Annotated in this window: 21 protein-coding genes and 1 pseudogene; 11 read left to right on the top strand and 11 right to left on the bottom strand. The window is 60.2% G+C overall.

Annotated features, from left to right (window positions below):
* Positions 1 to 12: 12 nt before the first annotated feature.
* On the bottom strand, positions 13 to 417 hold the full coding sequence (locus tag C491_RS17005) for a hypothetical protein (RefSeq protein WP_241431361.1): 405 nt from the start codon (positions 415 to 417) through the stop codon (positions 13 to 15).
* A 352-nt stretch (positions 418 to 769) separates the two neighbouring features.
* Here C491_RS17005 and C491_RS22100 point away from each other — a divergent pair, with 352 nt between their 5' ends.
* A complete protein-coding gene (locus C491_RS22100) occupies positions 770 to 1012 on the top strand; it encodes a hypothetical protein (RefSeq protein WP_083909379.1) in 243 nt (80 codons plus the stop codon).
* On the opposite strand, the gene C491_RS23015 is transcribed toward C491_RS22100, so the two are convergent.
* From C491_RS23015 to C491_RS16990, 4 genes are all read right to left on the bottom strand, one after another.
* Positions 1013 to 1159 carry a hypothetical protein gene (locus C491_RS23015; protein WP_005558532.1) on the bottom strand — a complete coding sequence of 49 codons (147 nt, stop codon included), beginning with the start codon at positions 1157 to 1159 and terminating at the stop codon, positions 1013 to 1015.
* A 14-nt stretch (positions 1160 to 1173) separates the two neighbouring features.
* On the bottom strand, positions 1174 to 2394 hold the full coding sequence (locus tag C491_RS17000; RefSeq protein WP_005558530.1) for a Cdc6/Cdc18 family protein: 1221 nt from the start codon (positions 2392 to 2394) through the stop codon (positions 1174 to 1176).
* 843 nt (positions 2395 to 3237) lie between these two features.
* Entirely contained in the window at positions 3238 to 3639 is a 402-nt protein-coding gene (locus tag C491_RS16995) for a hypothetical protein (protein WP_005558528.1), read from the bottom strand.
* Between the two features lie 505 nt (positions 3640 to 4144).
* A complete protein-coding gene (locus C491_RS16990) occupies positions 4145 to 4444 on the bottom strand; it encodes a helix-turn-helix domain-containing protein (protein ID WP_005558526.1) in 300 nt (99 codons plus the stop codon).
* Between the two features lie 225 nt (positions 4445 to 4669).
* On the opposite strand from C491_RS16990, the gene C491_RS16985 reads away from it, so the two are divergent.
* Both C491_RS16985 and C491_RS16980 read left to right on the top strand, forming a co-directional pair.
* Positions 4670 to 5602 carry a hypothetical protein gene (locus tag C491_RS16985; protein WP_005558524.1) on the top strand — a complete coding sequence of 311 codons (933 nt, stop codon included), beginning with the start codon at positions 4670 to 4672 and terminating at the stop codon, positions 5600 to 5602.
* 653 nt (positions 5603 to 6255) lie between these two features.
* Positions 6256 to 7446 carry an O-antigen ligase family protein gene (locus C491_RS16980; protein ID WP_005558522.1) on the top strand — a complete coding sequence of 397 codons (1191 nt, stop codon included), beginning with the start codon at positions 6256 to 6258 and terminating at the stop codon, positions 7444 to 7446.
* A gap of 271 nt (positions 7447 to 7717) precedes the next feature.
* On the opposite strand, the gene C491_RS16975 is transcribed toward C491_RS16980, so the two are convergent.
* Positions 7718 to 8539: an IclR family transcriptional regulator gene (locus tag C491_RS16975; protein ID WP_005558520.1), complete on the bottom strand. Its 822-nt coding sequence runs from the start codon at positions 8537 to 8539 to the stop codon at positions 7718 to 7720.
* A gap of 988 nt (positions 8540 to 9527) precedes the next feature.
* On the opposite strand from C491_RS16975, the gene C491_RS16970 reads away from it, so the two are divergent.
* From C491_RS16970 to C491_RS22095, 4 genes and pseudogenes are all read left to right on the top strand, one after another.
* Positions 9528 to 10709 carry a M24 family metallopeptidase gene (locus C491_RS16970; RefSeq protein WP_049892218.1) on the top strand — a complete coding sequence of 394 codons (1182 nt, stop codon included), beginning with the start codon at positions 9528 to 9530 and terminating at the stop codon, positions 10707 to 10709.
* A gap of 216 nt (positions 10710 to 10925) precedes the next feature.
* Positions 10926 to 12119 (top strand): NAD(P)/FAD-dependent oxidoreductase, encoded by a 1194-nt coding sequence (locus C491_RS16965; protein WP_005558517.1) that lies wholly within the window; start codon positions 10926 to 10928, stop codon positions 12117 to 12119.
* 440 nt (positions 12120 to 12559) lie between these two features.
* Positions 12560 to 14182 (top strand): BCCT family transporter, encoded by a 1623-nt coding sequence (locus tag C491_RS16960; protein ID WP_005558515.1) that lies wholly within the window; start codon positions 12560 to 12562, stop codon positions 14180 to 14182.
* Between the two features lie 642 nt (positions 14183 to 14824).
* A pseudogene (locus C491_RS22095) lies at positions 14825 to 15254 on the top strand (DDE-type integrase/transposase/recombinase); the annotation flags it as partial.
* A gap of 28 nt (positions 15255 to 15282) precedes the next feature.
* On the opposite strand, the gene C491_RS16955 reads toward C491_RS22095, so the two are convergent.
* Complete coding sequence (locus tag C491_RS16955) at positions 15283 to 15573, bottom strand: DUF3303 family protein (protein WP_005558513.1); 291 nt, start codon at positions 15571 to 15573, stop codon at positions 15283 to 15285.
* Positions 15574 to 15860: 287 nt separating this feature from the next.
* On the opposite strand from C491_RS16955, the gene C491_RS16950 reads away from it, so the two are divergent.
* Entirely contained in the window at positions 15861 to 16352 is a 492-nt protein-coding gene (locus tag C491_RS16950; RefSeq protein ID WP_005558511.1) for a nuclear transport factor 2 family protein, read from the top strand.
* 845 nt (positions 16353 to 17197) lie between these two features.
* Here C491_RS16950 and C491_RS16945 read toward each other — a convergent pair.
* On the bottom strand, positions 17198 to 18037 hold the full coding sequence (locus C491_RS16945; RefSeq protein ID WP_083909378.1) for a phosphatase PAP2 family protein: 840 nt from the start codon (positions 18035 to 18037) through the stop codon (positions 17198 to 17200).
* Between the two features lie 286 nt (positions 18038 to 18323).
* On the bottom strand, positions 18324 to 18518 hold the full coding sequence (locus C491_RS22700) for a DUF7511 domain-containing protein (RefSeq protein ID WP_152421370.1): 195 nt from the start codon (positions 18516 to 18518) through the stop codon (positions 18324 to 18326).
* Positions 18519 to 19040: 522 nt separating this feature from the next.
* On the opposite strand from C491_RS22700, the gene C491_RS16940 reads away from it, so the two are divergent.
* A complete protein-coding gene (locus C491_RS16940) occupies positions 19041 to 19370 on the top strand; it encodes a DUF7344 domain-containing protein (protein ID WP_005558506.1) in 330 nt (109 codons plus the stop codon).
* Between the two features lie 1196 nt (positions 19371 to 20566).
* On the top strand, positions 20567 to 20719 hold the full coding sequence (locus C491_RS23400) for a hypothetical protein (RefSeq protein ID WP_005558504.1): 153 nt from the start codon (positions 20567 to 20569) through the stop codon (positions 20717 to 20719).
* 438 nt (positions 20720 to 21157) lie between these two features.
* Here the strand turns inward: C491_RS23400 and C491_RS22090 are convergent, their stop codons facing one another.
* On the bottom strand, positions 21158 to 21409 hold the full coding sequence (locus C491_RS22090; protein ID WP_005558502.1) for a MarR family transcriptional regulator: 252 nt from the start codon (positions 21407 to 21409) through the stop codon (positions 21158 to 21160).
* Positions 21410 to 21643: 234 nt separating this feature from the next.
* On the opposite strand from C491_RS22090, the gene C491_RS23010 reads away from it, so the two are divergent.
* Positions 21644 to 22597 carry a hypothetical protein gene (locus C491_RS23010; protein WP_005558500.1) on the top strand — a complete coding sequence of 318 codons (954 nt, stop codon included), beginning with the start codon at positions 21644 to 21646 and terminating at the stop codon, positions 22595 to 22597.
* A 497-nt stretch (positions 22598 to 23094) separates the two neighbouring features.
* On the opposite strand, the gene C491_RS16930 is transcribed toward C491_RS23010, so the two are convergent.
* On the bottom strand, positions 23095 to 25377 hold the full coding sequence (locus C491_RS16930) for a bifunctional metallophosphatase/5'-nucleotidase (RefSeq protein WP_152421367.1): 2283 nt from the start codon (positions 25375 to 25377) through the stop codon (positions 23095 to 23097).
* Positions 25378 to 25823: the final 446 nt, after the last annotated feature.

Genomic DNA, 25823 nt, shown 5'->3' with positions numbered 1-25823 from the left:
TGTCGACAGGGATCATGGTGAACAGCCCTCCGTCGGCCCGCTGAACGCCCGAAGGGAGAGCTCTGCCAGACACAGCCGAGCGCGACGCGACGTCGGCAGCGCGATCGAGCCGAGGCGACCGCCGAGGAGGACCTCGGTCGCTCCGAGGGTCGGCGAACGAATCGTGTCGGGCGCACAGCCGTGACAGAACAGCCGCGGAACCGCCCACTGCACGGCGTCGGCACAGCGAGAGGCGTACGCGAACACGATATCGGTCTCGCGGAGCGTCGCGCCGCAACCGATACAGACGGCGGCGTGGGGTTGCCGACCAACTGGGTGACCCGCCAGAGTTTGCGTCGGGGTCGCGACGACAGCCGATTCGTCCTCGAGCGATTCCAACCTCTTGGCCAGACACCCCGAAGTCTCATCGGTGGGCATCCGACTTCCCCTCCGTTCTGTTCGCTACCTGGAAACACGCAAAGCAGGGGAGCCCGTCTCCGTTGGGTCCCGGACACCAGTCGTGATCGCACGATTCAACCTCGTCACGTTTTTCAACGGCGGAATTCGTAGCTAACATGCTTCTCGGACCTCGAGAAGCGCAGGCGGTGTCATCACCACCGCCTGATTCTACTCAGGAACCCTGCGCTTCTCCAGTCTCTACTACCGCGCCCAGCATCATATAGTTTGCTTCTCAAACTCGAGTTAGAAGCTGGCAAGTGGTACTCGGAGAGGACCCTGCCGGGGATGGGATAGCACTAAGTATGTAATGCAAGTATGCGAATCAAACAACATGGCACTCTCTGATAGCGATCTCCGCGACGTTGATCGAGATCTCCTGGAGTATCTACTCGAGGGACGTGTAACACCAGTGTACGCACGTGACCGGATGAACGATGAGCGCCTGAGAGATGTAACGAGCACGTATCTCGGACAGCGCCTTCAACGTCTCGAGGAGCACGGTCACGTGCGAAATCTATACGATACCGGACTGTACGAACTTGTTAGCGACCCACGTGACAACGGCAGCAATTAATTATAGGGCAGAACGATTAGACCAGCCCAAATTCTCGAGGAGCTCGTGGAGAACGGCCTGGTACTGGCTGGCTTCGTCGAGCCAGATCCCGCCGAACTCGTAGCCCGCGTATCGATCCCACTTGTCGGTCGAGCCGAGGTCGGTCACCGCTCAGATTCCGTTTACTCCTCAGTATCCGTCCCCAGATACGTCGACTCCTCAACATAGTGCACCATAGTATCACGCACCCACTGTGGCTCGAACGTCGTCTCGATCTGTTTGACCCGGCCTTCTCGCCCCCGAGAGTCGATCCAGGTCTCGACTAACCCCATCGTCTCGAGGTCGGTCAGCACGCCCTGAACAGCACGCTCACCGAGATCGAGTTCATCAGGATATGTCTCGCTCTCGAGCATCGAAAGCGTCTCAGCCGTCGTCACGGGCTGTTTGATCTTCCCGCCCTGATCCCACCCGGTGACGGCCGTCAGCACTAGAAAGTGATTGGCCGGCAGATCATGCAGCTTCGAGACGGTTGCCTCCCGATCCGTCGCCTCGAGGTTCACGTCGATACACTCCCTCGTCACCGTCTCGAGGTCACGCTCGCTTGCGGTCTCGCCGGCTTGGCGAAACAGGGTCAGTGCTTTCCGCGCATCGCCCCACCGACGAGCCGCTTCCCGAACCCCGTACTCGAACGCCGCCTCGGATACTGCCCCCTCGCGGAACGCTCGCTCGAGGCGGGGCTTTAGAATCGAAGCCAGTTCGCCCGGTCTGTACGGCGGGAAGAAAACCGACTCGTCGCTCATCGCGCTCTCGACGCGGCTATCCAATCGAAGGTCGACCTCGAGCAGTTCGTTGCTCACCAGCCAGACCGAGAGATCGATCCCCCGCTTGAGCTTCCCCTCGCCGCGCAGCAGTCGATAGAAGAAGTCGCTGGGCTCGTAGTTCGAGTCGTACTGGACGTGGTCGATCTCGTCCAGAATCAGTATCGTCCACTCCGGATACCCCTCGAGTGCGGTCCAGATCTCCTCGAACACGCCGTCCAACCCGACATAGGCACCTCTTTTCTCGCCGGTGAGTTCGAACAAAATCTCGTTGGCGGCACTAAAGAGGGTTCGACACTCCTTCAGATTCACGTACTCGACGGCAACCGCGTCGGTTCGGCTGGCGAACTCCCGACAGACCCGTCGGGTCGACAGCGTCTTCCCGGTGCCCGGCGGGCCGTAGATTGAGACCGTCGGCGGCACGTACCCCTCGTGGACGCCGGCGAGCAGCGACGCCAACTCGTGTTCCTGGGCGTCGCGGGCGTGGATCCCGTCGGGTTCGGCGAGGGGATCGAGCGCGCCTTTCTCCCGAAAGAGACTCTCCTCGGCTGTTACCTCGTCGAAGAGCTCATCATACTTGCTCATCGAGTGTCCGTGCTCGTACTACTTGTGTAGCCATAATGAACGTATCGCCCACTCGACGATCGATGACACAGCCTACCATAGTGGCAAGAGTTGCGGGCAGTGCCGTGTTCACTACCGCTGGCAACTCGATCCGGTGGGTCGCTTGTACCGTGTGCGGTCGGCTGTCACTAGCCCGTGTTACCTCGTTCGAACTACAACGGAACGACAGTAGGGAGTTAAATCCGGTCGTTCATACTCATCACAATACGCCGTACGAGCAGTGTCGGTCTCGAGAAGTGGGCCAAGACAAACAGGCTGCAACTGCCTCCGGTGTGTCTCTGTCGACGACAGCGACCCGCATCCAAGACCAGTCTCCGAGTGTCCACGTAGCTGTATACCCGTCATCTCTCTGTTCCTCGGTCGACGGCTGTCGTGTGGGGGAGATGACGATGCCAGTGATGATGGCGTTGGCCACGGCCCAACCGACGAACGCGGCCGCTCCGCTGTGTCACGAGCGGTGCGTCCGGATCCCGAGCGCGACGACGTTTCCGTATAGGTTCACGGTACGCCGAAAAGACACCACCCGGCTCGAATACGCCTGCATCGACAGTTACACTGCAGCTTCGACCGAACCCGCTACCGAGAGCGGTAGCTACCGCCCGTCGGTCGCAGCCGTCTACGACTCGAGGTGGTGTCGTACCGGACCACGAGGGCGTCGAGAGTCACTCATACGCCGTCTCCGGGCGTGGCTCGGTGTCGGTGACCCCTCGAGGATCGCCCCTCCAGTCGTGAGGACGCCCATCTGTTCTTCCAGCCCTACTTCGGTCTCGACCGCAAGCACACCGTCTCAGCCGTCGCTTGCCCTCAGCTCTGGTCCATCTCTTCCAAAAGGGCGCCCATTCGATCCTGTTCGGGCGTGAAATCGACTGCGGGGGTGAGTTCCTCCTCGCGGTTGAGCGTCCGCGTGAGTTCCTTTCGGATCCGAAGCTCGAGGTCCAGCGCCTCGGCCTCCCGGGCCTCCCCCGCCATCTGCTGTAACCGGTGTCGGTTCTCCTGGAGTGCGAGCAAGGCCGACGCCTCGTGGACCTCCCGCGCCCGATAGAGCTTCGGCAGCCACTCCTCCATCGTCGTGAGGTCGTTACGAATCGTGTCTTCGGTTACCTCGTACTCGTCGGCCAGTTCGGTGATGACTTCTGAGTAGGTGTCTCCCTCGAGGATGTAGCGTTTCCAGAGCGTGTATCGTCGAACGCGGAGTTCCGAGTGCATGTGATCTCACCGTGGGTGCGACCGGGACTCGCCCTTGGCCCTCTCTTTTGCCCCATGTCCGACGGGAGCGGGCCACGACCCTATTAGCGAGCCACCATGAAGCACTACACCCATCACACAGAAAAAGCTTCCATCGAATCGGTACCTCCGTTGCACAATCTACCCCCGTGACCGCCCGCTCGAACCACTGTGGAGAGCAACGAGTGGAGGGCGGTTCGAAGCGAACGTTGGCCGACCACCGATCACCCTTCGAGACGGTACCAGCGTTCATACCGAAGGATGGCCGCCTCGGCCCAGTACGTTCAGTACTCGAGCGTGGAAGCCGGCATGGCTGTCCGATTCGCAGCAGCGATCGCTGTGGCCGGAACGGTGGTATCCCGATGGGACGGCAGTAGCGTCGCTTCTCGGTCCGCTCAAATAGAGAGCCAACTGGTACCAACAACACTGCTCAGCCGACAGTACTCTCTCTATTGTCCCCCATAGGGTAGAACTGAACAGACTCGAGTCAGTTCTCGAGTTCGCTCACGTTGAGTTCGCCCTCGAGGTAGGCGATTCCCAGATCGGTCACACGATAGTAGCCGCGTTTCGCATCGGTTTTCTCGAGCAGTCCAGCCTTGGCGAGGACGTTCATCCGTCGGGAGATCGTGTTCTGGCTCCGATCCAACACAGCCAACTCTTCAACCAAATTATACCAGACTGCGGTCGGTGGGAGCGAGATCCGGTGGCCCGTGCTCGTCTCGAGTTCCTGTAGGTACTCCAGAATTGCATCGTCGGCCTCGTTCATCCACGAGACACGGGCTCGCATACTCCGGATCTCTCTCGTTCGGCGATTAACTGCACCGACTCGATCCGAACCTGAGCTATCTGGCCCAACAATGAGCCATACAATCCAGAGTACTAAGTGGGTAGACGAGAACTCTCCTGTAAGGGACGCTATACGCGGATCCGACGCTCACGCGTTTTGGAAGATAGCGGATCGGTGCTGGAGACACCGAGTCCGCGAGAAGCTCCCGTATCCACCTACGGAAGCATGAGTACGGACGATTCACGGGGTAATCAAACTCCCGACCGACAGGACGCAGCGACCGACCAGCCAACCCTCGAGACGGTCCTCGAGGAACTCCGCGAGCTTCGAGCAGACAACGACCGGCTCGCCGACCGCGTCACCGAGCTCGAGAGCCGCGTCGATGACCTCGAGAGCGAACGCGACCAGTTGGCCGAGCTCCTCGAGCGCCACGAGTCGACGATCGACGAGCAAGGGTCGACCCTCGACACCCTCGAGACAACGACTGAGGAAGTAGCCGCACTCACCGAGGCCGCCCGGAACCGCACGGGCGCGAACAAGAGTCGAATCGAGGAACTCCAGGCCCGCGAACTCGAGAAAGGTGCCCATCTTCGTGACTCGAACGTCGACGAACACGACCTCGAACTCGAGGACGACTATCTCGAGCGACTCACCAAATCCGACGGCCGAAGCTACTTTCGACTTCCCGACTCGGACGATCCCCTCGATCGGACCGACACCACACTCGCGCATGGCGACCTGCTCCCGATTCAGCAACTCGCCCGACTCGACGACGACATGCGTCGCTCCACGACGAACGCCCTTCCAACGCGACTCGCGGCGAAGCTCTGGCAGGCTCGAACCGACTCGACCGTCGGCGACGACCCCTGGGAGACGGGCTGTAAGACCGTTCGTGAGCACGTCACCGCCGGCGATCTGAAACACTGGATCCGCCGCCAGGAAGACGGCGTCAGCGACAGCTACGCCAAGAAATTGGTCTCGCGGACGATCGACGCCTTGCTCGAGCTCTCGAAGCACCGCCTCGCAGTCCACCGGAAGACCCAGCGCAAGAACGGCCTCTCCTACACCGAACGGCGGGTCGTCCTGCCGGCCGATGCCGACATCCCGGGCGAATCGGCTCCGACACCGGAGACAGCCGACGTCCACGGAGACACCTGAACCCACCTCGAGAGTACCCACTCGACACCCGACACCCACGCTCGAGCGAGCACCTACACGCTGGAACCCGAACCCACGCACACCAAACGCAGCCAGCTCGATGGGACGAGTAGCCGAAGGACCGTCCTCGATCGGTCGTCGTCGGTCCACACTCGAGACTCCTCCGGACGGTTCGTCCGAGGACATCAGCTGTCACTGGGCAGCCTCTTTCTGTGCACCGATCGATTCCGACAGGCTCGCGAAGGCAGCTCTCCGGTGGAGAGCCCGTCCGCAGATGATGCGGCGACGGCCGTCCGTCGGTTCGACGACCGCGGCCTGCGTATGGCTGCCTCGTCGCACTTTTGACCCCACTGGCGAACAATCTTGAGGAGTTTGTACTGACGAGCCAGACTACGCAATCGATGCCCTGTCTCAGCGTCTCCTCGCCGTCATCTCTGTTCTATACGCGTCGGATCCGTCTAGGAGTCGCCCAGAGATCGTACCGGGTCGAGAGCTACACCCGTCCTCGAGGCCCCGCTGGGCCACCTCGAGGACGGCGTCGGACCTGTTCGGCGATCGATGCGCCGACAGTTCCCCGGTATTTATCTCTTGATAGGATGGATATCCAGGTACCACGAGCTTTCAGGATGAATATTCGTCACTATCTCTGGGGTATGTCGTCGGAGGAACCAACGGTCCCAGTCTACGATCCGATCCTCGCGCTGCTGCCGATCATCAGCAGTCTCGCGGTGACGAGCTGGGCGGTCTCACAGCGAGTCGGCTACATCGTTACGGGCGCGCTGTTGGTCTCGGTCGCGGCGTACGGGGTGTTGATGCCCGATATCCGGCTGCAGTTCGACGCCGCCTTTTTCGTGCTTATCGGTGGGTACTGGCTGGGGCTGCTCGTCCACTACTACTATGCGCCCCACACCGAACTCCTCCAGTATATCGCCGCCACGCCGCTGGCAGTACTTGCAACCGTGGTCGTGTTGCCGGCGTTGATCGACGGCCGACGCCAGACGTTCACGATGGGGCTGACGCTCGTGGCCAGCCTGGTCGCGCTAGTCGGCATCGGGATGGTCTGGCACGAACTCCAGACGAGCGAGACCCTTTACGAGTCCGTCGGTGACTCGGTGTTCGGGATCGAGGGGATTCGGACGGCCTCGATTTTTCACAATCCCAATGGGTTTGGCTTCGTCATGATGGTCGGCAGCCTCGCGGCGCTGTATACGTTTCTGGCCCGCCGCGGGGCGGTGTGGCTCGGGGCGCTGATGGTCTGTCTGCTCGGGTTCGTCCTGAGCGAGGGCGACGCCGCCCTTGTCGGGTTTGCCGCCGGCTCGGTGCTCGTCCTCTCGGGGTTCGACCGGCGCTTCGGCGTTCTCGGTATCGGGGTCGCCGCCCTCGGCGTCTACGTGGCCATCCGGCTCGGCCATGTCGGCGAGGTGATGGAGACAACGCTGTTGACCCGCGTCGACCGCTGGGTCGCCTCGCTCGAGCGTCTCGCCCAGGATCCGATGCTCGGGATCGGCTTTGCGAACACCGCCGAGGAGATCGACGGCTCCAGAGGTCCGCATAACTCCTACATCTATCCCCTGTTGAACACGGGCATCATCGTCGGCAGCCTCTATCTGGGCGCGCTCGTCTACGCGCTGGGCCAGGGAATCCGCACCCGGTGGACACCGTGGACCGGGTTCGTCGTCGGCCTCGCCGTCGCGATCTTCCTGTATATGGGGTTCGAGTCGCTCTTTTTGGGCGGGCTCAGCCCCTCGTCGATCATGCTGGGGCTGTGTCTCGGCCTGCTGTTGTACTCCCCTGAGAGGGACGGGCCGGTGACCGATCTGCGATCGAAGTTCGTCATCCGGTAAGTTCTCCGCTTCGAGTCAGTTGTCTCGAGCGGTCGTCGTTGGTCAGGCCTCGAGGCCACCCTTGAGGGGTCGTCCGAGGAGACCACCTGTCACCGGGCTCCCCGAACTGCTCTGCAACCTGTGCATCGGCTCTCTCGACAGTCGAACAGTCGTGCCGGGACAACTGCTCCGATCCGCGCAGGCCCGCGAGCTCAGAGAATGTAGTCGCTCGAGCCCCCTGTCCCCCCCTGCGACCTCACAACAGCCGACGAAGATATCGAGCCGATCTCCGTTACTGAGTCGAGTCGATCTGGCCGTATTTTTCGTGGACCGCCTCCTCGATCCGCGTCTCGAATCGTTCGACCTGTTCCTCCAGGGTTTCGACCGCTGACTGGCGCATGTCCTCGGTCGAGAGATACGTCGGGCCGCTCAGATTTAACGATCCGCAGACGCCGCCGAGAGGTGTGTTCACCGCTTTCGCGACCGCCCAGAGCCCGTCGATGGCTTCCTCGTTGTTCGTCGCGTACCCTCGCTCGCGGATCTCCTCGAGCTCGCTGAGTAGCTCCTCCGGGTCCGTCGTCGTCCGGTCGGTTTCCGCCGGCAGTCCGACCCGTTCGATAATCCGTCTGACTTTGTCTTCGGAGTACGCCGCGAGCATCGCCTTCCCGGAGGCGGTGCTGTGGACGTGGAAGAAGCGGCCGTCGGTCAGAAAGTGCGAGCTTTCGGCGAAGTTGAGTTCGTTGTGTAACGAGATAACGCGTCCGTTCTCCTCGACGGCGAAGTCCGCCTCGAGTTTTGTTTGCTGTGCCAGGTCGGCGACGATTTCGCCGGCAATACGGTACTCCGGTTTGCGGCGGCGAACGTAGTCACCGATGTGGCAGAACTTCCCGCCGGCGTGGTACGTATTTCCCTCCCGTACAACGTACCCGTACTCCGAGAGCGTGTTCAGGTGGGTATGAACAGTACTGTGTGCGAGATCGAGATCGGCGGTGAGGTCCGCGGCCGTCGCTCCGTCGTTCTGGACGAGCGTTTCCAGTAGTTGAAGCGACGCAGCCGTCGTTGCCAGCGTTCGACCGGTCGCACCGGCCTCTTCGTTCCCCTCGTTTTCCGCCATTGGTGTGTCTTGGTGTAGCATGCACCATGACTCTGTCGTCTCGTTTGGCCTTCCGTCGGTGTTGGCCGACATCGATCAAGACACCCAACACAGAACACATCTATCGGTCCGCTTCCCAGATATACCACTTCTATTTACTAGTAAGCAATCTAGTTTTTTGAGTCGGTCTCCCTCTGGAAAACGCACGCACTCGGTAGAAAGTGCCGTTATAAGCCGCTATAGACCATCTACACTGCAATAGCGTTCCAAAGGAGGCTCGAGAGAAGAGAACTGTGTCTACTCGCAAGGAACGTGCTGAAAGTCTGCTATAGATGCTATAGCTGCCTACAGGGTATTCTTCACCACTCCTGCTAAGAATTTATTGTATACACAATTTACTATACTTCTTCAAAACCACCAGATATCTACTATATAGGGCCATTGATGAGTGGTTCGCTTTGGCTACCGCAGGACCTGTAACGAGGATCCGAAACGGGGAGCGCAAACCCAACATCGAGTAAACCGTCATTATTACACCCATACAGCTGTAATTCATCTCGAGGGAGAGTATATAACCATTCATAGATGCCGGATGAACGACCGTCCTAGTTCGAAGGAACCGGGACCCATCCTCGGGATCGAGCTCGAGTCCCCTCATCCCGTGAGCGGCTCGTGGATGTATAAAACCAAATCGGAACGGTTGCACGCTGTTTCGATGGCAAGAGCGCGGATGCGTAAGTAGCTGACGCGTCACTACCAGGAGAATTGGGACAGAGCGTATATAACTGTCCACGGCTGCCGAACGAGCGTCGTAGTACGGCGGGGACGGATCGACACGGGTGGAGACTCCCGAGCGCTCGAGAGGGCGGCATACGCCGACTGAACGCGTCGAGTGCTGTCGTGGGGTTCAGCGGGGTACATGTCGTCGGGTAGCGATAGCGTTTCCGACGGGTGGGTCGCTACTGGATTACGACGAAGATTTTATACTATGGACACGTCATGTGTGAGTATGGCACAGTTAGCTAGGACGCCGTTCAGTACAGCAGAGTACCGCACCCGCCTCCAGGAGACCCAACGGCGGATGGAAGCCCGAGATCTCGACGTGTTACTCATTACGGACCCGGCGAATATGTTCTATCTGTCAGGGTACGACGCGTACTCGTTTTACGTCCCGCAGATCCTCATCGTCACGCCGGACCAGAACCAACCGATCTGGGTCGGCCGTGAACAGGACCGGACGTGTGCGACCGAAACGACGTGGCTCGACTACGAGAACATCGTCGTCTACACCGACGAGTACGTCGATTCGGACAACCATCCGATGAGCTTCGTCGTTGATCTGCTCGCGGAACTCGGGCGGGCGACGGGCGACGTCGGCGTCGAGATGGACGCCGACTACTTCTCGGCGCACGCGTATCACGAGTTGACCCACGCACTGTCCGAGGCGACGGTACACGACGTCACGAAACTCGTCAACCGCGTTCGCATGGTCAAAAGCGATGCCGAGGTCGCCTGTCATCGTGAGGCCGCCCGGATCTCCGAACGGGCGATGGAGAAGGGGATCGCGGCGATCGAGGACGGCGTCCGTCAGAGCGATGCCGCAGCAACCGTCTACGAAGCGTTGCTCGAGGGGACCGAAACGACCGGTGGTGATTATCCGGCGATCGTGCCGCTGATGCCCTCCGGCGAGGGGACGGGGTCGCCACATCTGACGTGGACCAACGAGACGTACAAGGAGGGCGAACCGGTGATTCTGGAACTCTCCGGCGTGGTGAACCGCTACCACTCGCCGTTGACACGCACGGTGTTTCTGGGTGAACCGCCGGCGAAGGTTCGCACCGCGTCGGAGATCGTCGTCCGCGGGTTGGAGGCGGCGATCGACGCTGTCGAGCCCGGGGTCACCTGCGAGGCGGTCGAACGGGCCTGGCGGGACGAAATCGCGGGGACGATGGTCGAGAAGGAGTCCCGAATCGGCTACTCAACGGGGATCGGCTACCCACCGTCGTGGGTCGAAAAGTCCGCGAGCATCCGACCCGGCGACACGACCGAGCTCCAGCCAAACATGGTCTTTCACATGATACCCGGTGTCTGGTTCGACGGCTACGGGATCGAGATCAGCGAATCGTTCGTGGTGACCGACGACGGCGCCGACGTCCTCGCGGACGTTCCTCGAGAGCTGATCGTGAAGTAAAAACCGACCAGCGAGTCGAAGACAGGCGCGGCTCCGCCGAATATCGCCTGCGGCTAGCCGTCTCTAAGATCACTCTCGAGTGCCATGATCTCACTAGCCCCTCGACCGTTCGTATAACGGGGTGTCGACGTCGGCTCCAGCCATGACTCTCGTGACCACTGTTTGGGATCGGAGCCAGAGATAGAACTAAATGACTCGCTCAACAAAGCCGTGTGTATGGAAGCCACACCCACACTTCCGGAAGCGACTGATATCGTCATCGTTGGCGGCGGGGTAATCGGAGCGAGCATCGCGTACTTTCTCGTCACCGAATCCGAGTATGACGTCACGCTCGTCGAGAAAAACGCGATCGGCGCCGGCTCAACAGGTGATTCGTCCGCGATTATTCGCCACCACTACGGTGAAAAGGAGCTCTACACTGAACTGGCCGACTGGAGCCATCAGTTCTACCAGGAGTTCGAAGATCGAGTTGGCGAGCCGATCGCGTACAACGAAAACCCTCGTGTGACGTTCGCCGAGGAGGGGTCGTCTGACGTCGAGTACGCCGAAGCGGGGTACGAAATCTTGAGTGAGCTGGGGATTCCAGTCACCCGGTACGACGGCGACCAGCTCGACGAGGCGTTTCCGATGTTCAACCTCGAGGCGTTTGACTTCGCCGTAAGTGATGAGACGGCGGCGTACTCCGACGGGACGGACGTCGCTGCCGGATTCGTCCGTGCGGCACAACACCGCGGGGCGACAGTTGTAACGGGTGTCGCGGTCGAGGGGTTCGAGACGGAGTCCGGATCGGTGACTGCGGTTCAGACCGACGATGGAACGGTTGCCTGCGACAACGTTGTTCTGGCAGCCGGCCCGTGGACCCCTGCGCTCGGGGAGCAACTCGGTCTCGACGTTCCGATCACGCCATCACGCGAACAGGTCCTTTTGTTGGAACCGACAGCGGAGTATCGGGAGCAGTATCCCGACCTCGTTCCAACCGCGGGGTTACCTGGTGGCTGTTACATCCGATCCGAGTTCGGAGAGGGGGTCCTGATCGCGACCCACCACTCCGAAGAGCAGTGTGATCCGGACCACTACGAAAAACGGCCGGATCAAGAAACGCTGTTGGACCTGCACGAAACGGTCGCGGAGTATATCCCTGAGCTTAGCGATGCGGGGATTCAGGGCAAGTACACCGGCGTCTATGCGAACACGCCGGATCACGATTTCATCCTCGACCACTGCGGCCCAGACGGTTGCTACCTCGCCTGCGGGTTCTCCGGACACGGATTCAAACAGGCGCCAGCCGTCGGAAAGCTGATGAGCGACCGGATCACTAAGGGGGAGTCGGAGCTCGCTGATTTGGAGTTTTTCTCCCTTTCACGGTTCGAAGACAGTGCTGAGGGACACGGTGGCGGGATCGAATACTGAGCCGTCTCCTACTACGGCAACCCGAAGGACCGCCTACCACCTCTAGAGGGGCTCCAGAGACCGAGAGACACGCAGTCGGTCACCGGTCGATTTTCTGTCGAATCGGATGCGATCCACGAAGCGAAAATTTTATAACGGTTTGGATGCACACTGTTAGCGAATGGCACTGGCATATCGCGGTGACGACAGAGTGGATAGTACAGCCGATCGACAAGGGTCAAACCGACCACGGGAACCGACCGGGAGGACGAGCGAGCCTGGCTGGTGGCGGACGTCTTTCTGGGCGACACGCCGTGAGTGGACTGCTGTGAGAGTCAGCGTCCAGGGGTCTCCGCCATCCACAGGCGGCTGCCGCCAGCCAGCCGGTCGTCCGTCACCTGCTCGTCAAGACCCGGGATTGGCTTTCCCGCCACGTAAGCACTCCAGCGCGAGGTCGACCCATGGCTAGTTCAAACCAAGAAAGCGCTCTCGCGACGTTTATTGATGAGTTGGATCCAGTGATCTTTCTCTTCGGGGCTGGACTCACGGTTGCGTTTATTTCGATTTTCGCGTTCGACCCACAGCTCGCCGCGGACCTCATGTGGGGCATGAACGAGACGATACTCGGCTATATCAACTGGTTTGTCCTTGCGGTGATGTTCCTGCTCGTTGTATTCTTACTGGTTCTGATCGTCAGTCCGTGGGGAACGCTCAGACTTGGCGATGACTCGCCCGAATTCAGCTATCTCTCGTATTTCGCGATGCTGTACTCGATGGGATCTGCAGCGGGCGTTGTCTTCTGGGGGCCGACCGAAGCACTCCTCCATTACTCCGAGGTCCCCCCACTCTACAGTGCGTCCGCGGAATCTTCTGAGGCCATGGTGCTCGGCGTCCAGTATTCGCTCTTCCACTGGAGTCTTACCCCGCTGGCCTGTTTCACGACGCTGGGCATCGCTATGGGATACTTCGCATATAATTACGAGGGAGTCCCACTGCGCGTGTCCGCACTGTTGACCCCCATACTCGGTGTCGACAACCTTGACGGCAACCTCGCGAAGTCGATCGACGTCGTCGCGGTTTTCGCAACCATCGGTGGTGTGGCGACGTCACTCGGCTTTATGGGCAGCCAGTTCGTCACCGGACTCGAGTACCAGTGGGGGATCGAACTCGGGAACGCCGGTATTATTCTGGTTGTCACCGGGATGACCCTGGTCTTTACGATCTCCCTCGTGCTCGGACTCCACCGGGGGATTCGACGGCTGTCCAACTTCAACGTGTCTCTACTGGTGTTTTTGATCGCCGTGACGTTCATCCTTGGACCGACGATGTTTCTGTTAGTGCTTGGAACACAGGCAATCGGCGGGATGGTGTCCGATTTCATCTCGATGAGTCTTTTCACCGGTGCTGGCGCAGAGGGTGGGACGCAGTGGGCAAACGACTGGACCGTCTTCTACTGGGCATGGGCGCTCTCGTGGTCGCCGTTCGCCGGCCTGTTCATCGCCCGGATTTCGCGTGGCAGAACCCTCCGTGAGATCGCCTTTACCGGTATTATTGCGACATCTATGGCCTCGATCACCTGGTTTGTCGTTATCGGCGGTACTGCCGTCTGGGGACAACACGTCGGTCTTATGGATATCCTCAACCCCGTCGATACACACGGGGAGGAGGTCGCTGGGTTCGTCCTGTTCGAGGCGTTCCCGTTCGGGACGGTTCTCATGCTGTTGTTCCTCGTGCTCGTGACCTCGTTTTTCGTCACCTCGGCCGATTCTGCAACGCTTGCCGTCTCGATGATGACGACTGGCGGCGAGGAGAATCCCTCGAAGATCAACCGGCTGCTGTGGGGGCTCCTCCTTGGGGCAACTGCCTCCGTTCTCATGATCATCGGTGGTATCGAAGCGCTTCAGGCCTCAGCCGTTGTTACGGGTGGCCCGTTTGCGCTCGTGTGCTTGATCGCGGTGATCGGATTGGTCAAGGAATTCAGCGGTAAACACGGTCCGCTTCTGCTCCAGGAGGAAACACGGCTTATTGGCAGTACGGATGACCGATCGACTCCTACCTCGGCGACGGAGGCGGATGATGACTGAGTGAGAGTCCTATGGCTCCGATCGCTCCTTCCGAGCTGCTACTCTTCCTCTGGAAGAGCGAACAGACAGAGAAGACACATATAATCTATATGCCTATATGGATGCTGGTTAGTTAGAGCTCTTTGGAAGCGGTGGTAACCGAATGTCCGAGGTAGTATCGAGTATAGATGTGGTTACTCTGCACTATTGGCGAACGCTCGTTCGACTGTTGATTTTGGCAGCAGTCGAGACATCTTGTGATGAGGGACTACCGTTACGGTGCGGTTTTGGGGGGCCCGATCGCTCACTCCTCCCCGAACAAGGCAGTTCGGGAGCAATATCGGTCGGCAAGACGCCTCATCCCGACCAATTCTGGTTGTGAGGAGGTGTTACAGAGAGATGGGGCAGTACCCTGCTGGCTTGCCCACACGACGTCGAGGATCAGTGTCACCCACCAATATTGCCCGAACTGTAAAACATCACATGCCAGTGCAATCTAGAACGGCCTGAAGCTGATAGTCGGTACCGTCATCCTCTCACCAGAAAAAGTTGACAAAAACGTATTCCGGACACTGTTTAGTGTTGCTTCAGCCGTGGAGTGATCGGCCGAGCGTGGCTACGTTATCGTTGTGTTGCGTACCGGTTAACGCTTGAATTGACACTATCGCGGTTGACGAGACCGCTATCAAAATCACCGGCGAGTGGTCTTGGTTGTACGCTGCAATAGACCCCGGCGCGAAAGTGGTTCTCGATGCCCAGTTGGTCGGCCGACACGGCACCGATCCGGCAGCCGCGTTCCTGCATGGACCCCACGAAAACCACGATCTCTCCGAAACGGTGTGTCTCCTCGATCAGTGTGGCTATCGGACTGCCCTTGCCCGGTTAGGACTGAACGGTTGGGGTGACTATCGCAACCGAAACCGCATCGAAAAGTGGTTTCACACCTTCAAAATGCGAGTCGACCGGTTCCATACCTCGTGAGTGGGCAGTCGGACGAGTGCACGCAGATGGATTGAACAGGTCGTGCATTACTACAACCCGGAGACCGCAGCAATCGCTCGATGGACGAACGCCAGCTGCGGTGCTAAACTAGACCGTGCCAGAAATAGGGTGGCGTCTGTTCACCGAACAGCGCGCTCGGCCTCGCCGAACGTGACTACAGGTGCGATGTGAGCGTCGTGGTCAGTGAGCAGCGGTGGCCCGAGGAACGTCGAAACGCCTTCGAAGGACTCAGCCTCCAGTACAAAGTAGAACGTATGCTCGTTCGGGCAGACGTACGCTCCGTGGATCTCCACATCGACGTCCGCTGCTTTCTGATCCATGTCCTCGATCCACTCTTTGGCTTTCTCTTCGTTCTCTTCACGCGCCCAGCAGTTTTCCGTGCTGTGTTCCAGGGTAGCGACGAATTGCATGTGAATCAGCACTACTCCTACGACCTCAACCCAGATATAGAACGCTCTATGGCTACTGAGTGGTTTGTTGGCTTCGGCCCGAGACAAACGCCGCCGCCGCGCTGAACCGTTTCTCTCTAGTCAGCCCGACCTTCTGTCCGGGGATTCGATGGCGTCGCCAGTCGCGGCTGAATACAGCGCGCATCTCGTTTCCGACGATCTATCGCGTCCCTGTTCACTCCGTGCAGAGTCGGTAGCGGATAACGCTATGTGACTAGTTCACATAGGTGGTGTGGGTGACTCACCCGATGGCAGAAACAACACCACCAGACGCGCAAGCGCTCCTGGAGAAGGACGCGATCAAAGAGGCGGTGTACGAGTTCTTCTACCGGGGGGACGAAGAGGGGGAGTGGGCCGGTGCTATCGACCAGTTCGCCACCGAGGATATTTCGTTCGATGCGGGGGAGTTTGGGACGGCAGACGACAGGGACGGGTGGCGGGACTGGGCGGAGACGGTCTGGAAAGAGAATATGGCGGCCTCCTGGCATATGCTTCACAATCCGCTCATCGAAGTCGACGGTGACGAGGCCACAGGACGGTGGCGTGTAGAGGAAGCCCTCGTAACTACCGAGGGTGACGCTGTCTGGGCCCAGGGAACGTACGACCACGAGTACCGACGGGTGGACGGAGCATGGAAATGTTCGTCATGGACGTTCACCGTATCCTATCTCACCCCCTACGAGCAGGGCTGGGCGGAGCAGCCGTTTCCTGAAGATAGCAACGAAGAACCCGACTGGTAGCTGCCCGTGGCCAGTCCAGTGGCCCAACCAGTCAAACCACCGAGTCATTTCTTCCAATTACGGTGATGGAGATCGTCTCTCTATTCAGCAGGCTTCCCGTGACAGACACCCCAGGAGTCGATTGCTGTGCCGTTCCCCGCTTGCTCTGTCCGGTCCGTTCAGCACGCCGTTGACGAGAAGTACATGGGCTGTTCGATGACACCCTCCCGCATCGCTCCTCGCGTCAGTCCGCAGGCGCCACCCTACTATACACCGACCATGCGTGGCCCCTCGAGTCAACTGACACGATGCACCAGCGCGGCCCACCCAGGTGATCCCGCCCGCCGATCACCGGGCGGCGCTCGGGCTCGGATCGCTGGGGGGACGACTCGTTCGTCGCTTCGACGGGAGGCATCCGACGGCGCCCGCCACGACCGGCTGCTCGAGCTCCTCGACCCGACCGCGGGCGCGCGGATGCTCGAGCTCTGCTCGTCGAGCCTCTGTGCGTCTGAGCCGACTGCTACATCCCAATCGCGACGCTCTCGGAGCGTCGGGACAGCATCATACCGGCCGTCTCGAGTTGGCCGGCTGCTGTGCGGTTCAGTACGACGTCACCAGGGATCACCGAGCGACAGTCCGCAAGGAGACCCGTTCCGTTCGTGAGGACGGCGATCCGACCCGGTGTTGGCAAACACTGGTGTGAGCGTCGGCGCAGGGATGATGATCTATGACATCCGGGTTCGTTCGTCGGTACCGAGACCGACCGGACCGCCAGTGCAAATAATGTGATTCATTGATAAAAGAGCGTTCGTCGCTGCAGCTTTTGTGTGTGAGCGACGACAGTTCCGGGCCACACCGACTTCCGGTCATCTCGCGCCGGCGTCGAGCGCGTCGAACTCGAGTCGGCCAACCGCGGCCGGGACGAGCAGGATGCCCGCCACGAGGGCGGCGTAGAGCGCCACGAGCAGCGGCCGGACCGCCGCGACGAGCGGTTCGACCGCCAGCACGGCGGCGACGAACCCACCGCCGCCGAGCACGAGGACGGCTCCCTCGACCCGCGAGCGACGCGCCGGGAGGCGCTCGAGGCGAGTCGCCGCGAGGAGCCCGCCGATCGAACCACCGAGACCGAGCAGCGTCGCGGACGACGGCCCGACGAGCAGGAGCGCCGGGATCGAGAGGGCAACGGCGACCGCAAACGCCCGTCGGGGATCGCCGCGTGCCAGCCGGCTGATCCCGGCGAGAAAGCCGAGGCCGAGGGCGATCCCGACGATCACGTCGCCGAGATAGTGAACACCGAGGACGACTCTCGAGAGCGAGATCAGCAGGATCAGGACGCCAGCGCCGACGAGGACCGGCGGCTCTCGGGCGCGATCGAAAGCCGAGACGAGGCCACCGTAGACGACGACGGCTGCGAACGCGTGGCCGCTCGGAAAGCCGTACGGGTCGGCCGCGGGCGGTTTCAAGAAGAGCGCCGCCGACGGGCGGGGCAGCCCAAGGGCGACCTTGAGCGTGAGTACCAGCGAGAAGCCCGCGAGGGCGTACGCGATGACGAGCGCGCTTCGACGCCGGCTCGAGAGCCAGAACAGTGTCGCGAGCACCATCATGAGGCCCTCCTGGCTGCCGAGTTCGGTGACCAGGATCGCGAGGTCGGCGTACTCCGCCGGGAACGCCTCCCGGAGCACGGCGCTTTGCGTCTCAAATCGCATTACTGTACTGTATCCGTGCCAAGACTGTTATTTCATCTTGATGGATTGGCTCGGCAACGAACGGATCGATAATCGAACGAGGGTGGTCGGCGGACCCAACCCATGAAGGGCCGCGACGGACGGCAGTCCGGCTATACACGGAGTGATCGGTCAGTTGGTCCACGAGGACGGCCTTGGTGAACCCCCATAGTGAGAGGGTTCAGTAGCCGTGGTGCATACAGCGCGCGACTGTGGCACAGACTGAAAGCCAATCTACGAAGACAAGTGATCGGTCAGGACAACGGGTCTACTGAGCGTCTTTTGGATGAGTATACGAACCTTCCTCAGCAAGAACCCACATTGTGTGTAGCTCGTCATCTGTTGCATTTTCTGGAACCAGAATGCATTCATCAGCTTCTCGTGAGTTTTCGATGAGAACCTGAATGAGTTCAGAGTGGGTCGAAATATCGCTTGAGGTGTCGCTTTCGGGTGGTTCAGTCATCTCACGCCATCCGACACCCGCTCTATAGAAAAATGTTCCATATGGTCAATGGGTTATAGCTCTTAAAAGCAACAATAGTAGGTTTCTTTGATGGGTCAATACGTACGAATAGTGGATGGATGTCCGACGATTGCCATGTGAGGGGAACGTAATCACTATGCTGCACTACTCCGCTATATTCATCAGTTCACTCTTGGCAGTAATTCGGTAGTTCAACCAGGCTCTGCTGAACTCACAGCGCGACTGTGACACAGACTGAGAGGCGGTCTTCGAGGGGTAGTGCTCGGTCAGTACAGGTGAGTTATAGATCGATAAAGACCGAAGTCAGTATGTTCAGTTTGCAGATCTGGCTACCGGGTTTTCAGCTCGCCAAAAACATCTGATCAATATAGTATGTCTTTATTGGGTTTCGACGAGGGAAGGAAAATTGAGTTTCAAGCATATGAGACTGCCAAATTATCGAAGTAGCCAAATTTTGTTGGCTATGAGGCTTTGTATCCCCCTCTCCCACTCTGAACAACCATGAACCAGCATGAGGCGTTCGAGATCTTGGCTGATGCTGATCGACAGCACATCCTCTACGAACTGGTCGAAAACGATGGGGTCTCCACCGTTTCAGACCTCTCACAGCGAATTGCCTCTTGCTCAGATACAGCACACGAGACGGCGTTCAAACACGCAAAAGTGAGCCTGGTTCACAACCACTTACCACGGTTGGAACACTATGGAGTGCTCGAGTACGATACTCGGAGTGGTGACGTGGTACTTACCGACACTGGGAGCGTTGAACCCATACTCAACGCTGCTGAAGAGGTCGAAAGGACGGTCGCGGGAGCAGCACAATCAATTTGATTCTGCCGACGAGTTCAGTGTCACATTTGCGCGTGTAGTGAGCGGATGGTTCACTGCTTTCGTCGTGAAACAGACGGAGGTGTCGTGGTGCACTCATCCGCTGTATTGTCGAACAGTATCAATTTTGAATAGTTTCTCTGAGAACCGCGTACACCTCTGGCTGTAATGCCACAGCATCAGTCTGCGTCATCAACGTGGGCGAAGCGGCATCGACGAGCACTGACACCCCGTCATTCTTACGAAGAGGTCCTCACCGACCGAGAGTTCGAGTTGCTACTCGAAGCCTGTTTGGAGTTGCCCAGTCCTCGTGATTTCCAAGCGCGGTTCCTCCGTCTGGTCGCCGGTCGGCTTGGGCTGTGTACGGGCGAGAGCTCACATCTCCATACCGTGTGGTTCGACTGGGATCGGAGGCCTCTCCAGAGTCCACACCACGAGCCGTGTGCCTGTGGGTTCTCGTCGCCAAGCCGTGCAGGAAGCGACCCACTGTGACGACCTCACGCCAGGCCGCCTCCCTCGAGCGTCTCGTCGAGGACCCGATACTCGGCATCAGTTTTGCGAACACCGCCGCGGAGACCGACGGGGCCAGAGGTCCGCACAACTCCTACGTCTATCCCCTATTGAACACGGGCATCATCGCCGGCAGTCTCTATCTGGGTACGCTGGTCTACGCGCTGGGCCAGGGGATCCGCACCCGGTGGACGCCGTGGATCGGGTTCGTCGTCGGGCTCGCCGTGGCGATCTTTCTGTCCATGGGTTCGAGTCGCGCTTTTGGGGCGGGCTCAGCCCCTCCTCGATCAGGCTGGGGCTGTGTCTCGGGCTGTTGCTGTACTCCCCTGAGAAGGACGGGCCGGTCACCGATCCCCGTTCGAAGTTCGTCATCCGATAATCTGTTTGAACCAATTGCCACGAGCGTCGTGACTGCTGGAGCGGTCGACACTGAGTACCACCGGCCATCGTTCCCTGCTCCCTCTTCGACCGACTCGACGCCCACCCGGGGAGACCCACCCAGGATCGATGCCCGAGCGGCGCTCTTTGTGACGGCAGGGTCCTCAAAGCCCGATTCGCTCGAGTCTGAGAACGGCGGCTAAACTGTACGGTCGGCGTCGCAGCTGTCCGCTTGCCAGTCGCTGCGACAGCTCCGATCTCAAATACGACAGGAGGTACAGTTATGAGGCTCACGATCAAGATTGAGTCAGATGGCGCAACCGATTCCCTCCCAGTGTCCCGACTGTGGTGCCGTGGAGATCCACGTGGCGAAAGTCTCGCCGACCGACCACGACCGGGGCGAGGCGTGGGCGACGCGGGCGGCCTGTACGGCCTGCGAGGAGTACGTCGAGTGGTTCGACTGAGTCTCGGCAGGCCCTGTCACCACGTAAAACCGATCGCCTGGCGGGTGTACGCCGCGAACAGGAATTAAGCCGAAACTGCTGCTAGAACTCGGCTCTGGAGTGCACTCGACCGGGCTCTGCGTGCCGGCAGGCCACGGTCGGTGTCGGCCTCGCCGTCATAACTGTCCTGGTCTCACCTTGAGTCGCCGTTCTTCGGCGGGCTCAGTCTCGGGCTCCTCATGCTCGGTGTCTCGGTCTGCTGGTGGACCCGTTCGACGCCAACAGGGGATCACGGCGCTGCAGCTGAGGTTCGCGGTCCGACGACTGCAACGGCCGTCGGTGGCGCTCGAGCAGCCCCGTCGGGGTGGCTAGGAGAGCTCTGTGGACGCCGCCACGAAGCCAACAGCTGCTGGCAACCGTGTTGGGCACCAGGACCGAGTCGACGTGATCGACGGACAGCTAGTCCGGCGACGGCGAGTATAGCGATTGGCGTGCATCCCGAGGCGACGGCTGTTTCGTCACGAGGTCTTTCTCGGCTAACTTCCCCAGCGCGTGGCGGACAGTTCGTGTCGCAAGACGTGAATGGGCGGCGAGTTCGGGCTGTGTGAGTTTCGGTCCGTCGTAGACAAGCGTCTTATAGACGAGTTTCGCACTCGGTGGCAGCTCTTTGAGCCGGTCCGCAACACAGTCCGCTTCCGTCGCTGTCGTCATACTGTACATCTATGCAGCTTCTCTGTCTTTTCTATTTTCATCTTTCGCCTACACATACTACTCCGTGAAGGAGGCGTTTCGGCTCTCAGCGCGGCAGGGATCGAGGGAGCAGCTGTTCTGGGCAGCCACCCGCCGATGGTACGGGTGGCAGCCGTTCGACACAGCAGACACCTCTGAAAAAAGGTTGCCCGTGCAAGTCATCCATTTCACATTACTGTGTGGTAGTTTCTAGCTATGAGGACATTCAACCGCCGAAGGCTACTCGCTTCGGGAACGGCTCTTGGGGGTGCTGGACTGTTTGGGTCGCTGTCAACGGCTGCGGAGGAACACGACGAGGAAGCAGAGCCGGAGGACGTCGCGGTCGAGTACGAGTATACGCTCGCCGGGGAGGGAGACGACGACCAGCTCGACGACCGTCTCGAGTTGTCGTCGGGTGCGTACTACTACACCAATGGACGCTGTTATGTCACGTTCGACGCCGACAACGTGAGCGACGACAGGGTCAGGGTTGACTTTTATGCTACCGTCGATGACCACGGAACGTGGGATATTCAGGAACGGCTCGAGCCGGGCGAATCCACCGAGGCGAGCCTGGAATTACTCGATCCGGATGACTGTTCGACCGACCCGGAGCAACTGACAATCACCGCACGGGGGATATACGTCGGAGAACCAGATGAAGCTCCCGAGGACGACGACCCCGAGGCCGAGGATCCCGACGACGAGGATCCCGACGACGAGGATCCCGACGACGAGGAACCAGAAGATGACGACCCCGAGGCCGAAGATCCCGACGACGATGAACCAGAAGACGACGACCCTGAGGCCGAGGAACCAGACGACGACGATCACGACGACGAACCCGAAGCCGAGATCGAGCTCGAACTCTCGGTGTCCGCACCCGACTCGGTCCCACACGAGGAGACGGCCGACCCGAGCGAGGATGCCGCCGACTTCTGCATCACGGTGACGAACCACGGTGGCAAACCGGTCTCGGTCGACGGCCGGTTCGAAATCGGGCCACTCGACGAACCGCTGCCACTCGAGCTGGAATCCGGCGAGACTGATACCGTCGATTTCGGCGTCATGAGCCGGGATCTCGGCCCCGGCGACCACGAATGGACCGTCAGTGCAAACGGCGAGACCGAAACCGGGACGCTAACCGTAACCGACGACGAGGGGTGTTGATCGGCTTCGGACGCCGACCGCCGAACGAACGAAGCCGTCGTACCGACCGCTCTCTGACGGGGTTCTCCTCACAGCTGTCGGAACAGTCGGGTCCTGCACTGATACTTGTTCGACCTGTACGGCTGCCACTGTTGAATCCGGGTGCGCTCGTAGTCGAACACGCGGTAATCTGCGAACGCACCACTGTTCCTTCTGGCAGCTATTAGGAGGAGTGATAGAACCGTCCTGGACACAGAGCAGCTGTTCCATCACCGATCGGCTTTCAGCGGGCCCAACACGGACGACGTGGTGGCCAACGAGCGTGCTGCCAGCCGTCACTCAGGATCGACCGGCTACGGCTCCGATCTGTCTCAAGTGGTACCCCGTGTGCCAAGACCCCTTCGCCCGGTGACACCCACCAAGCCGTCTCCCACTGCAGTTCTCAGCCCTTCTACTCCCGCCGACCGCCTCGCGTACTCGGTGTCCAACCCAAAAGAGGGTCGGCGGTTAACGAGTGATCAACACTCTTCGCCGACGGCGGCGATGATCTCTTCGGCCCGCTCGATCAAGTCGTCGGCATCCGCCTCGTCGATTTTCTTGCCACGTTGTGCTTCCACTTGATTGATAAAGGCGCACAGTCGGTTGGCGGCGGCGGTCTCGTTTGCTCTGTCAAAGGAGTTCGCCGCGTTTTCGAGCGTCGACGTTAGGCTGTTCTCAGTGCCCCGGTGCAGATCGAGGGCCGCAACCCTCTCCCTTACCAACCTCGTCCGCTCTGCGGGCGTGAAGTCGCCCAGGTCGTCCTCGTCAACGTCGGCTCGCACCTTGAGGTGGTCGTAGCCGTCGGACGTCGGGATATCGAAGTCGTACGGCCATTCGGCCTGGTCGGCGTGGTAGTGGGCGAACACCCGAATCGCCGGGTCCTCGACCGCTGCCAGATCGAGGAGCGGGGTGGTCGCGAAGGAGGCCGTGACCGCCTCCCCGTCGGCGGAGACCGCCTCGGCCTCGACGGTCTCACCGTCCCGGTTGACTGCTACGACCGGCTCGTCGGTCTCGATTTCCTCAGCACCAGGCGGCACCTCGAAGGTCACCTCCGTCCGGTCCGCGCCGGGCGCAAGGTCGGCCTCGCCAACGTCCTCGTCCCACCGGATCATCCGGTATTCACGCTCGGGTGCAACCGTCCCCCACTCCTCTAGGGTGTCCAATACGAACGGGCCCACGAACTGGCCGGTCTCGGCGATCAACTTGTTCTCGTGATCGAGGGCGTCCTCGCGTTCGATCTGGAAGTCCGTCCCCGCCAGCAGATAGGTCTCGTCCTCGTCGACCGGGTCGCCACCGACGAAGACGTTCCGGATCTCGGACTCCCAGTCATGGCCCCACCACTCGTAGGAGACACCCGAGATCTGGATCGCCGGCTGAGTCCCGAACTGTTCAGACGGATGCGCCCGCTGTTCGTTCGCAAGGAAGTCCTGCAGTTCCTCGCCGGTGACCTCGATGATCCACAACTCGTTTGGGAACGGCAATGCCTCCATCACAGCCGCACCGGTTATCTCGCCGGGCCCGAACGTGGTGTCAGCGCGGATTCCTCCGCCGTTAATAATCCCGATGTCCACGTCCACGTCGGCTACGTCCCCCACCTCGCGAATGGCGTCTGTGATCACGTTCCCGCCGCCCGTCTCGATTGCGTAGTTGTCGAACGACCAGTTGAGTTCGGTCTCGCTGTGAAAGAACGGCTCTCCGAGCCGGTCGTCCAGGGGGACCTGGTACTTTTCGTACAGTTCGTCGAGTGCCTCGTGTTTCTCGATCTCCCCGACGTTCCGCGTGCTGATCTCGTCGAACTCGTCGACTTCGTCTCGAGGCTCCCAGTCCTCGGCCAACAGGTCGATCCGCTCCCAGTCGACGAGCTCGCCCTCGTCGTTGAGCGTGATGGCACCAATGTGGTCGAATTCGTCCCCGAACTCGGCGTTGATCGTCCCGTCGATTTCCGCCGGTTGGTCGAGAACGACGCCGGAGTGTGACCCGACGATCGCGTCGAGTCCGTCGATGTTTTCGGCCATCCGTTCGTGAGTCCCCGTCGACACGTGGGCCGGACAGACCACGATATCCGCACCCTCTTCCCGGAGCTCATCGACGGCCTCCTGACCGGCGTCGACGTTGTCGAGGACCTGCCAGTCGTCAGGATAGTCGGTGATATTATGGAAATTCTCCGAGACCATCCCGAAGAACCCAACGGTGAGATCGCCTAGTTCCTGCGTGGTCCAGCGTTCCGTGTTCTCGAGCGTCTCGCCCCCGTCGTCGAGTAGGTTCGCCACGACCCACGGGAATTCGCTCTCGCCGAAGAGTTCGATAGCCCTGTCGGGCCCAAAATCGAACTCGTGGTTGCCAACCCCGTTTACGGCGACATCCATCGCGTTCAACGCCTCAACCATGTGCTCGCCCTCGTACTCGAGGCCGAGCAGGGAGGGCGCGAAGTCGTCACCGATGCCGACGAACACCGCGTTATCGTACTCCTCGAGTTTCTCCTCGACAACGGTGTAATACCGTTGGATGTTCAGTTCGGCCGCTTCCGAGTCACGGAACCGTCCGTGGAAGTGGGTGTCGAAGACGAGCGTTACTGTCCGGTCGTCCTCGGCAGCGACGGCGGTGCTCGCCGGCACCATCGTCGCCACCGCCCCTCCGGCAGTTGCTCCGATGAACCTCCGGCGGCCGATGCCGCTCGAGCGATCGCTCGCCCCAGAGTCGGGAGACTCGTCGCTACCACGTCGATTTCGGTCGGGATCGCCATCCGGATGCCTTTCAGACATACCGTTTTTCTATCTCAACGGGTGCGTAAATATCTAAGTAATATAATTTGATGCTAAATATCCTCGAGTGAATGTATTGTTCACAACCCTCATCTTCCGATGCGGGAGGCCGGGGAACCAAACCCGTGGGAGTAACCGATTCAAGAACGGAGACAGGCGTCGACACCAGTTGCTGGATGCGTTCGGTTCGCTCACCAGCCCGACGCGGAGCGAGCGGATGGGTCAGCACTTTCAGCGGGAACCACCCGGCGTCGTCGTGGTGCACTCCCGCTCTCTATTCGGCAGGCTGCTCCTGACGGACACCGCAGGAATCGATTGCTGTGCTGTTCTGCTTGCTCTGTCCGTCCGTCACGTTGTTGACGAGAAGGACGCGAGCCGGTCGCTGACACCCTCCCGTCTCGCTTCTCGCGTCAGTCCGCGGGCGGCGTCCCCACCGGCGCCGCACC

The sequence above is a fragment of the Natronococcus amylolyticus DSM 10524 genome (genome assembly GCF_000337675.1).
Taxonomy (GTDB): domain Archaea; phylum Halobacteriota; class Halobacteria; order Halobacteriales; family Natrialbaceae; genus Natronococcus; species Natronococcus amylolyticus.
The sequence above is the reverse complement of the archived record's forward strand: the minus strand, read 5'-3'. Positions and strand labels throughout refer to the sequence as shown.

Bases quoted from the DNA above. Each gene is read 5' to 3' on its own strand.
- C491_RS17000 (WP_005558530.1), bottom strand. From the start codon at position 2,394: ATGAGCAAGTATGATGAGCTCTTCGACGAGGTAACAGCCGAGGAGAGT.
- C491_RS16995 (WP_005558528.1), bottom strand. From the start codon at position 3,639: ATGCACTCGGAACTCCGCGTTCGACGATACACGCTCTGGAAACGCTAC.
- C491_RS23010 (WP_005558500.1), top strand. From the start codon at position 21,644: ATGAGGACATTCAACCGCCGAAGGCTACTCGCTTCGGGAACGGCTCTT.
- C491_RS16955 (WP_005558513.1), bottom strand. From the start codon at position 15,573: ATGCAATTCGTCGCTACCCTGGAACACAGCACGGAAAACTGCTGGGCG.
- C491_RS16965 (WP_005558517.1), top strand. From the start codon at position 10,926: ATGGAAGCCACACCCACACTTCCGGAAGCGACTGATATCGTCATCGTT.
- C491_RS22090 (WP_005558502.1), bottom strand. From the start codon at position 21,409: ATGACGACAGCGACGGAAGCGGACTGTGTTGCGGACCGGCTCAAAGAG.
- C491_RS16940 (WP_005558506.1), top strand. From the start codon at position 19,041: ATGAACCAGCATGAGGCGTTCGAGATCTTGGCTGATGCTGATCGACAG.
- C491_RS16970 (WP_049892218.1), top strand. From the start codon at position 9,528: ATGGCACAGTTAGCTAGGACGCCGTTCAGTACAGCAGAGTACCGCACC.
- C491_RS16950 (WP_005558511.1), top strand. From the start codon at position 15,861: ATGGCAGAAACAACACCACCAGACGCGCAAGCGCTCCTGGAGAAGGAC.
- C491_RS23400 (WP_005558504.1), top strand. From the start codon at position 20,567: ATGGCGCAACCGATTCCCTCCCAGTGTCCCGACTGTGGTGCCGTGGAG.
- C491_RS16930 (WP_152421367.1), bottom strand. From the start codon at position 25,377: ATGTCTGAAAGGCATCCGGATGGCGATCCCGACCGAAATCGACGTGGT.
- C491_RS22100 (WP_083909379.1), top strand. From the start codon at position 770: ATGGCACTCTCTGATAGCGATCTCCGCGACGTTGATCGAGATCTCCTG.
- C491_RS16985 (WP_005558524.1), top strand. From the start codon at position 4,670: ATGAGTACGGACGATTCACGGGGTAATCAAACTCCCGACCGACAGGAC.
- C491_RS16975 (WP_005558520.1), bottom strand. From the start codon at position 8,539: ATGGCGGAAAACGAGGGGAACGAAGAGGCCGGTGCGACCGGTCGAACG.
- C491_RS16980 (WP_005558522.1), top strand. From the start codon at position 6,256: ATGTCGTCGGAGGAACCAACGGTCCCAGTCTACGATCCGATCCTCGCG.
- C491_RS22700 (WP_152421370.1), bottom strand. From the start codon at position 18,518: ATGACTGAACCACCCGAAAGCGACACCTCAAGCGATATTTCGACCCAC.
- C491_RS17005 (WP_241431361.1), bottom strand. From the start codon at position 417: ATGCCCACCGATGAGACTTCGGGGTGTCTGGCCAAGAGGTTGGAATCG.
- C491_RS16945 (WP_083909378.1), bottom strand. From the start codon at position 18,037: ATGCGATTTGAGACGCAAAGCGCCGTGCTCCGGGAGGCGTTCCCGGCG.
- C491_RS16990 (WP_005558526.1), bottom strand. From the start codon at position 4,444: ATGCGAGCCCGTGTCTCGTGGATGAACGAGGCCGACGATGCAATTCTG.
- C491_RS16960 (WP_005558515.1), top strand. From the start codon at position 12,560: ATGGCTAGTTCAAACCAAGAAAGCGCTCTCGCGACGTTTATTGATGAG.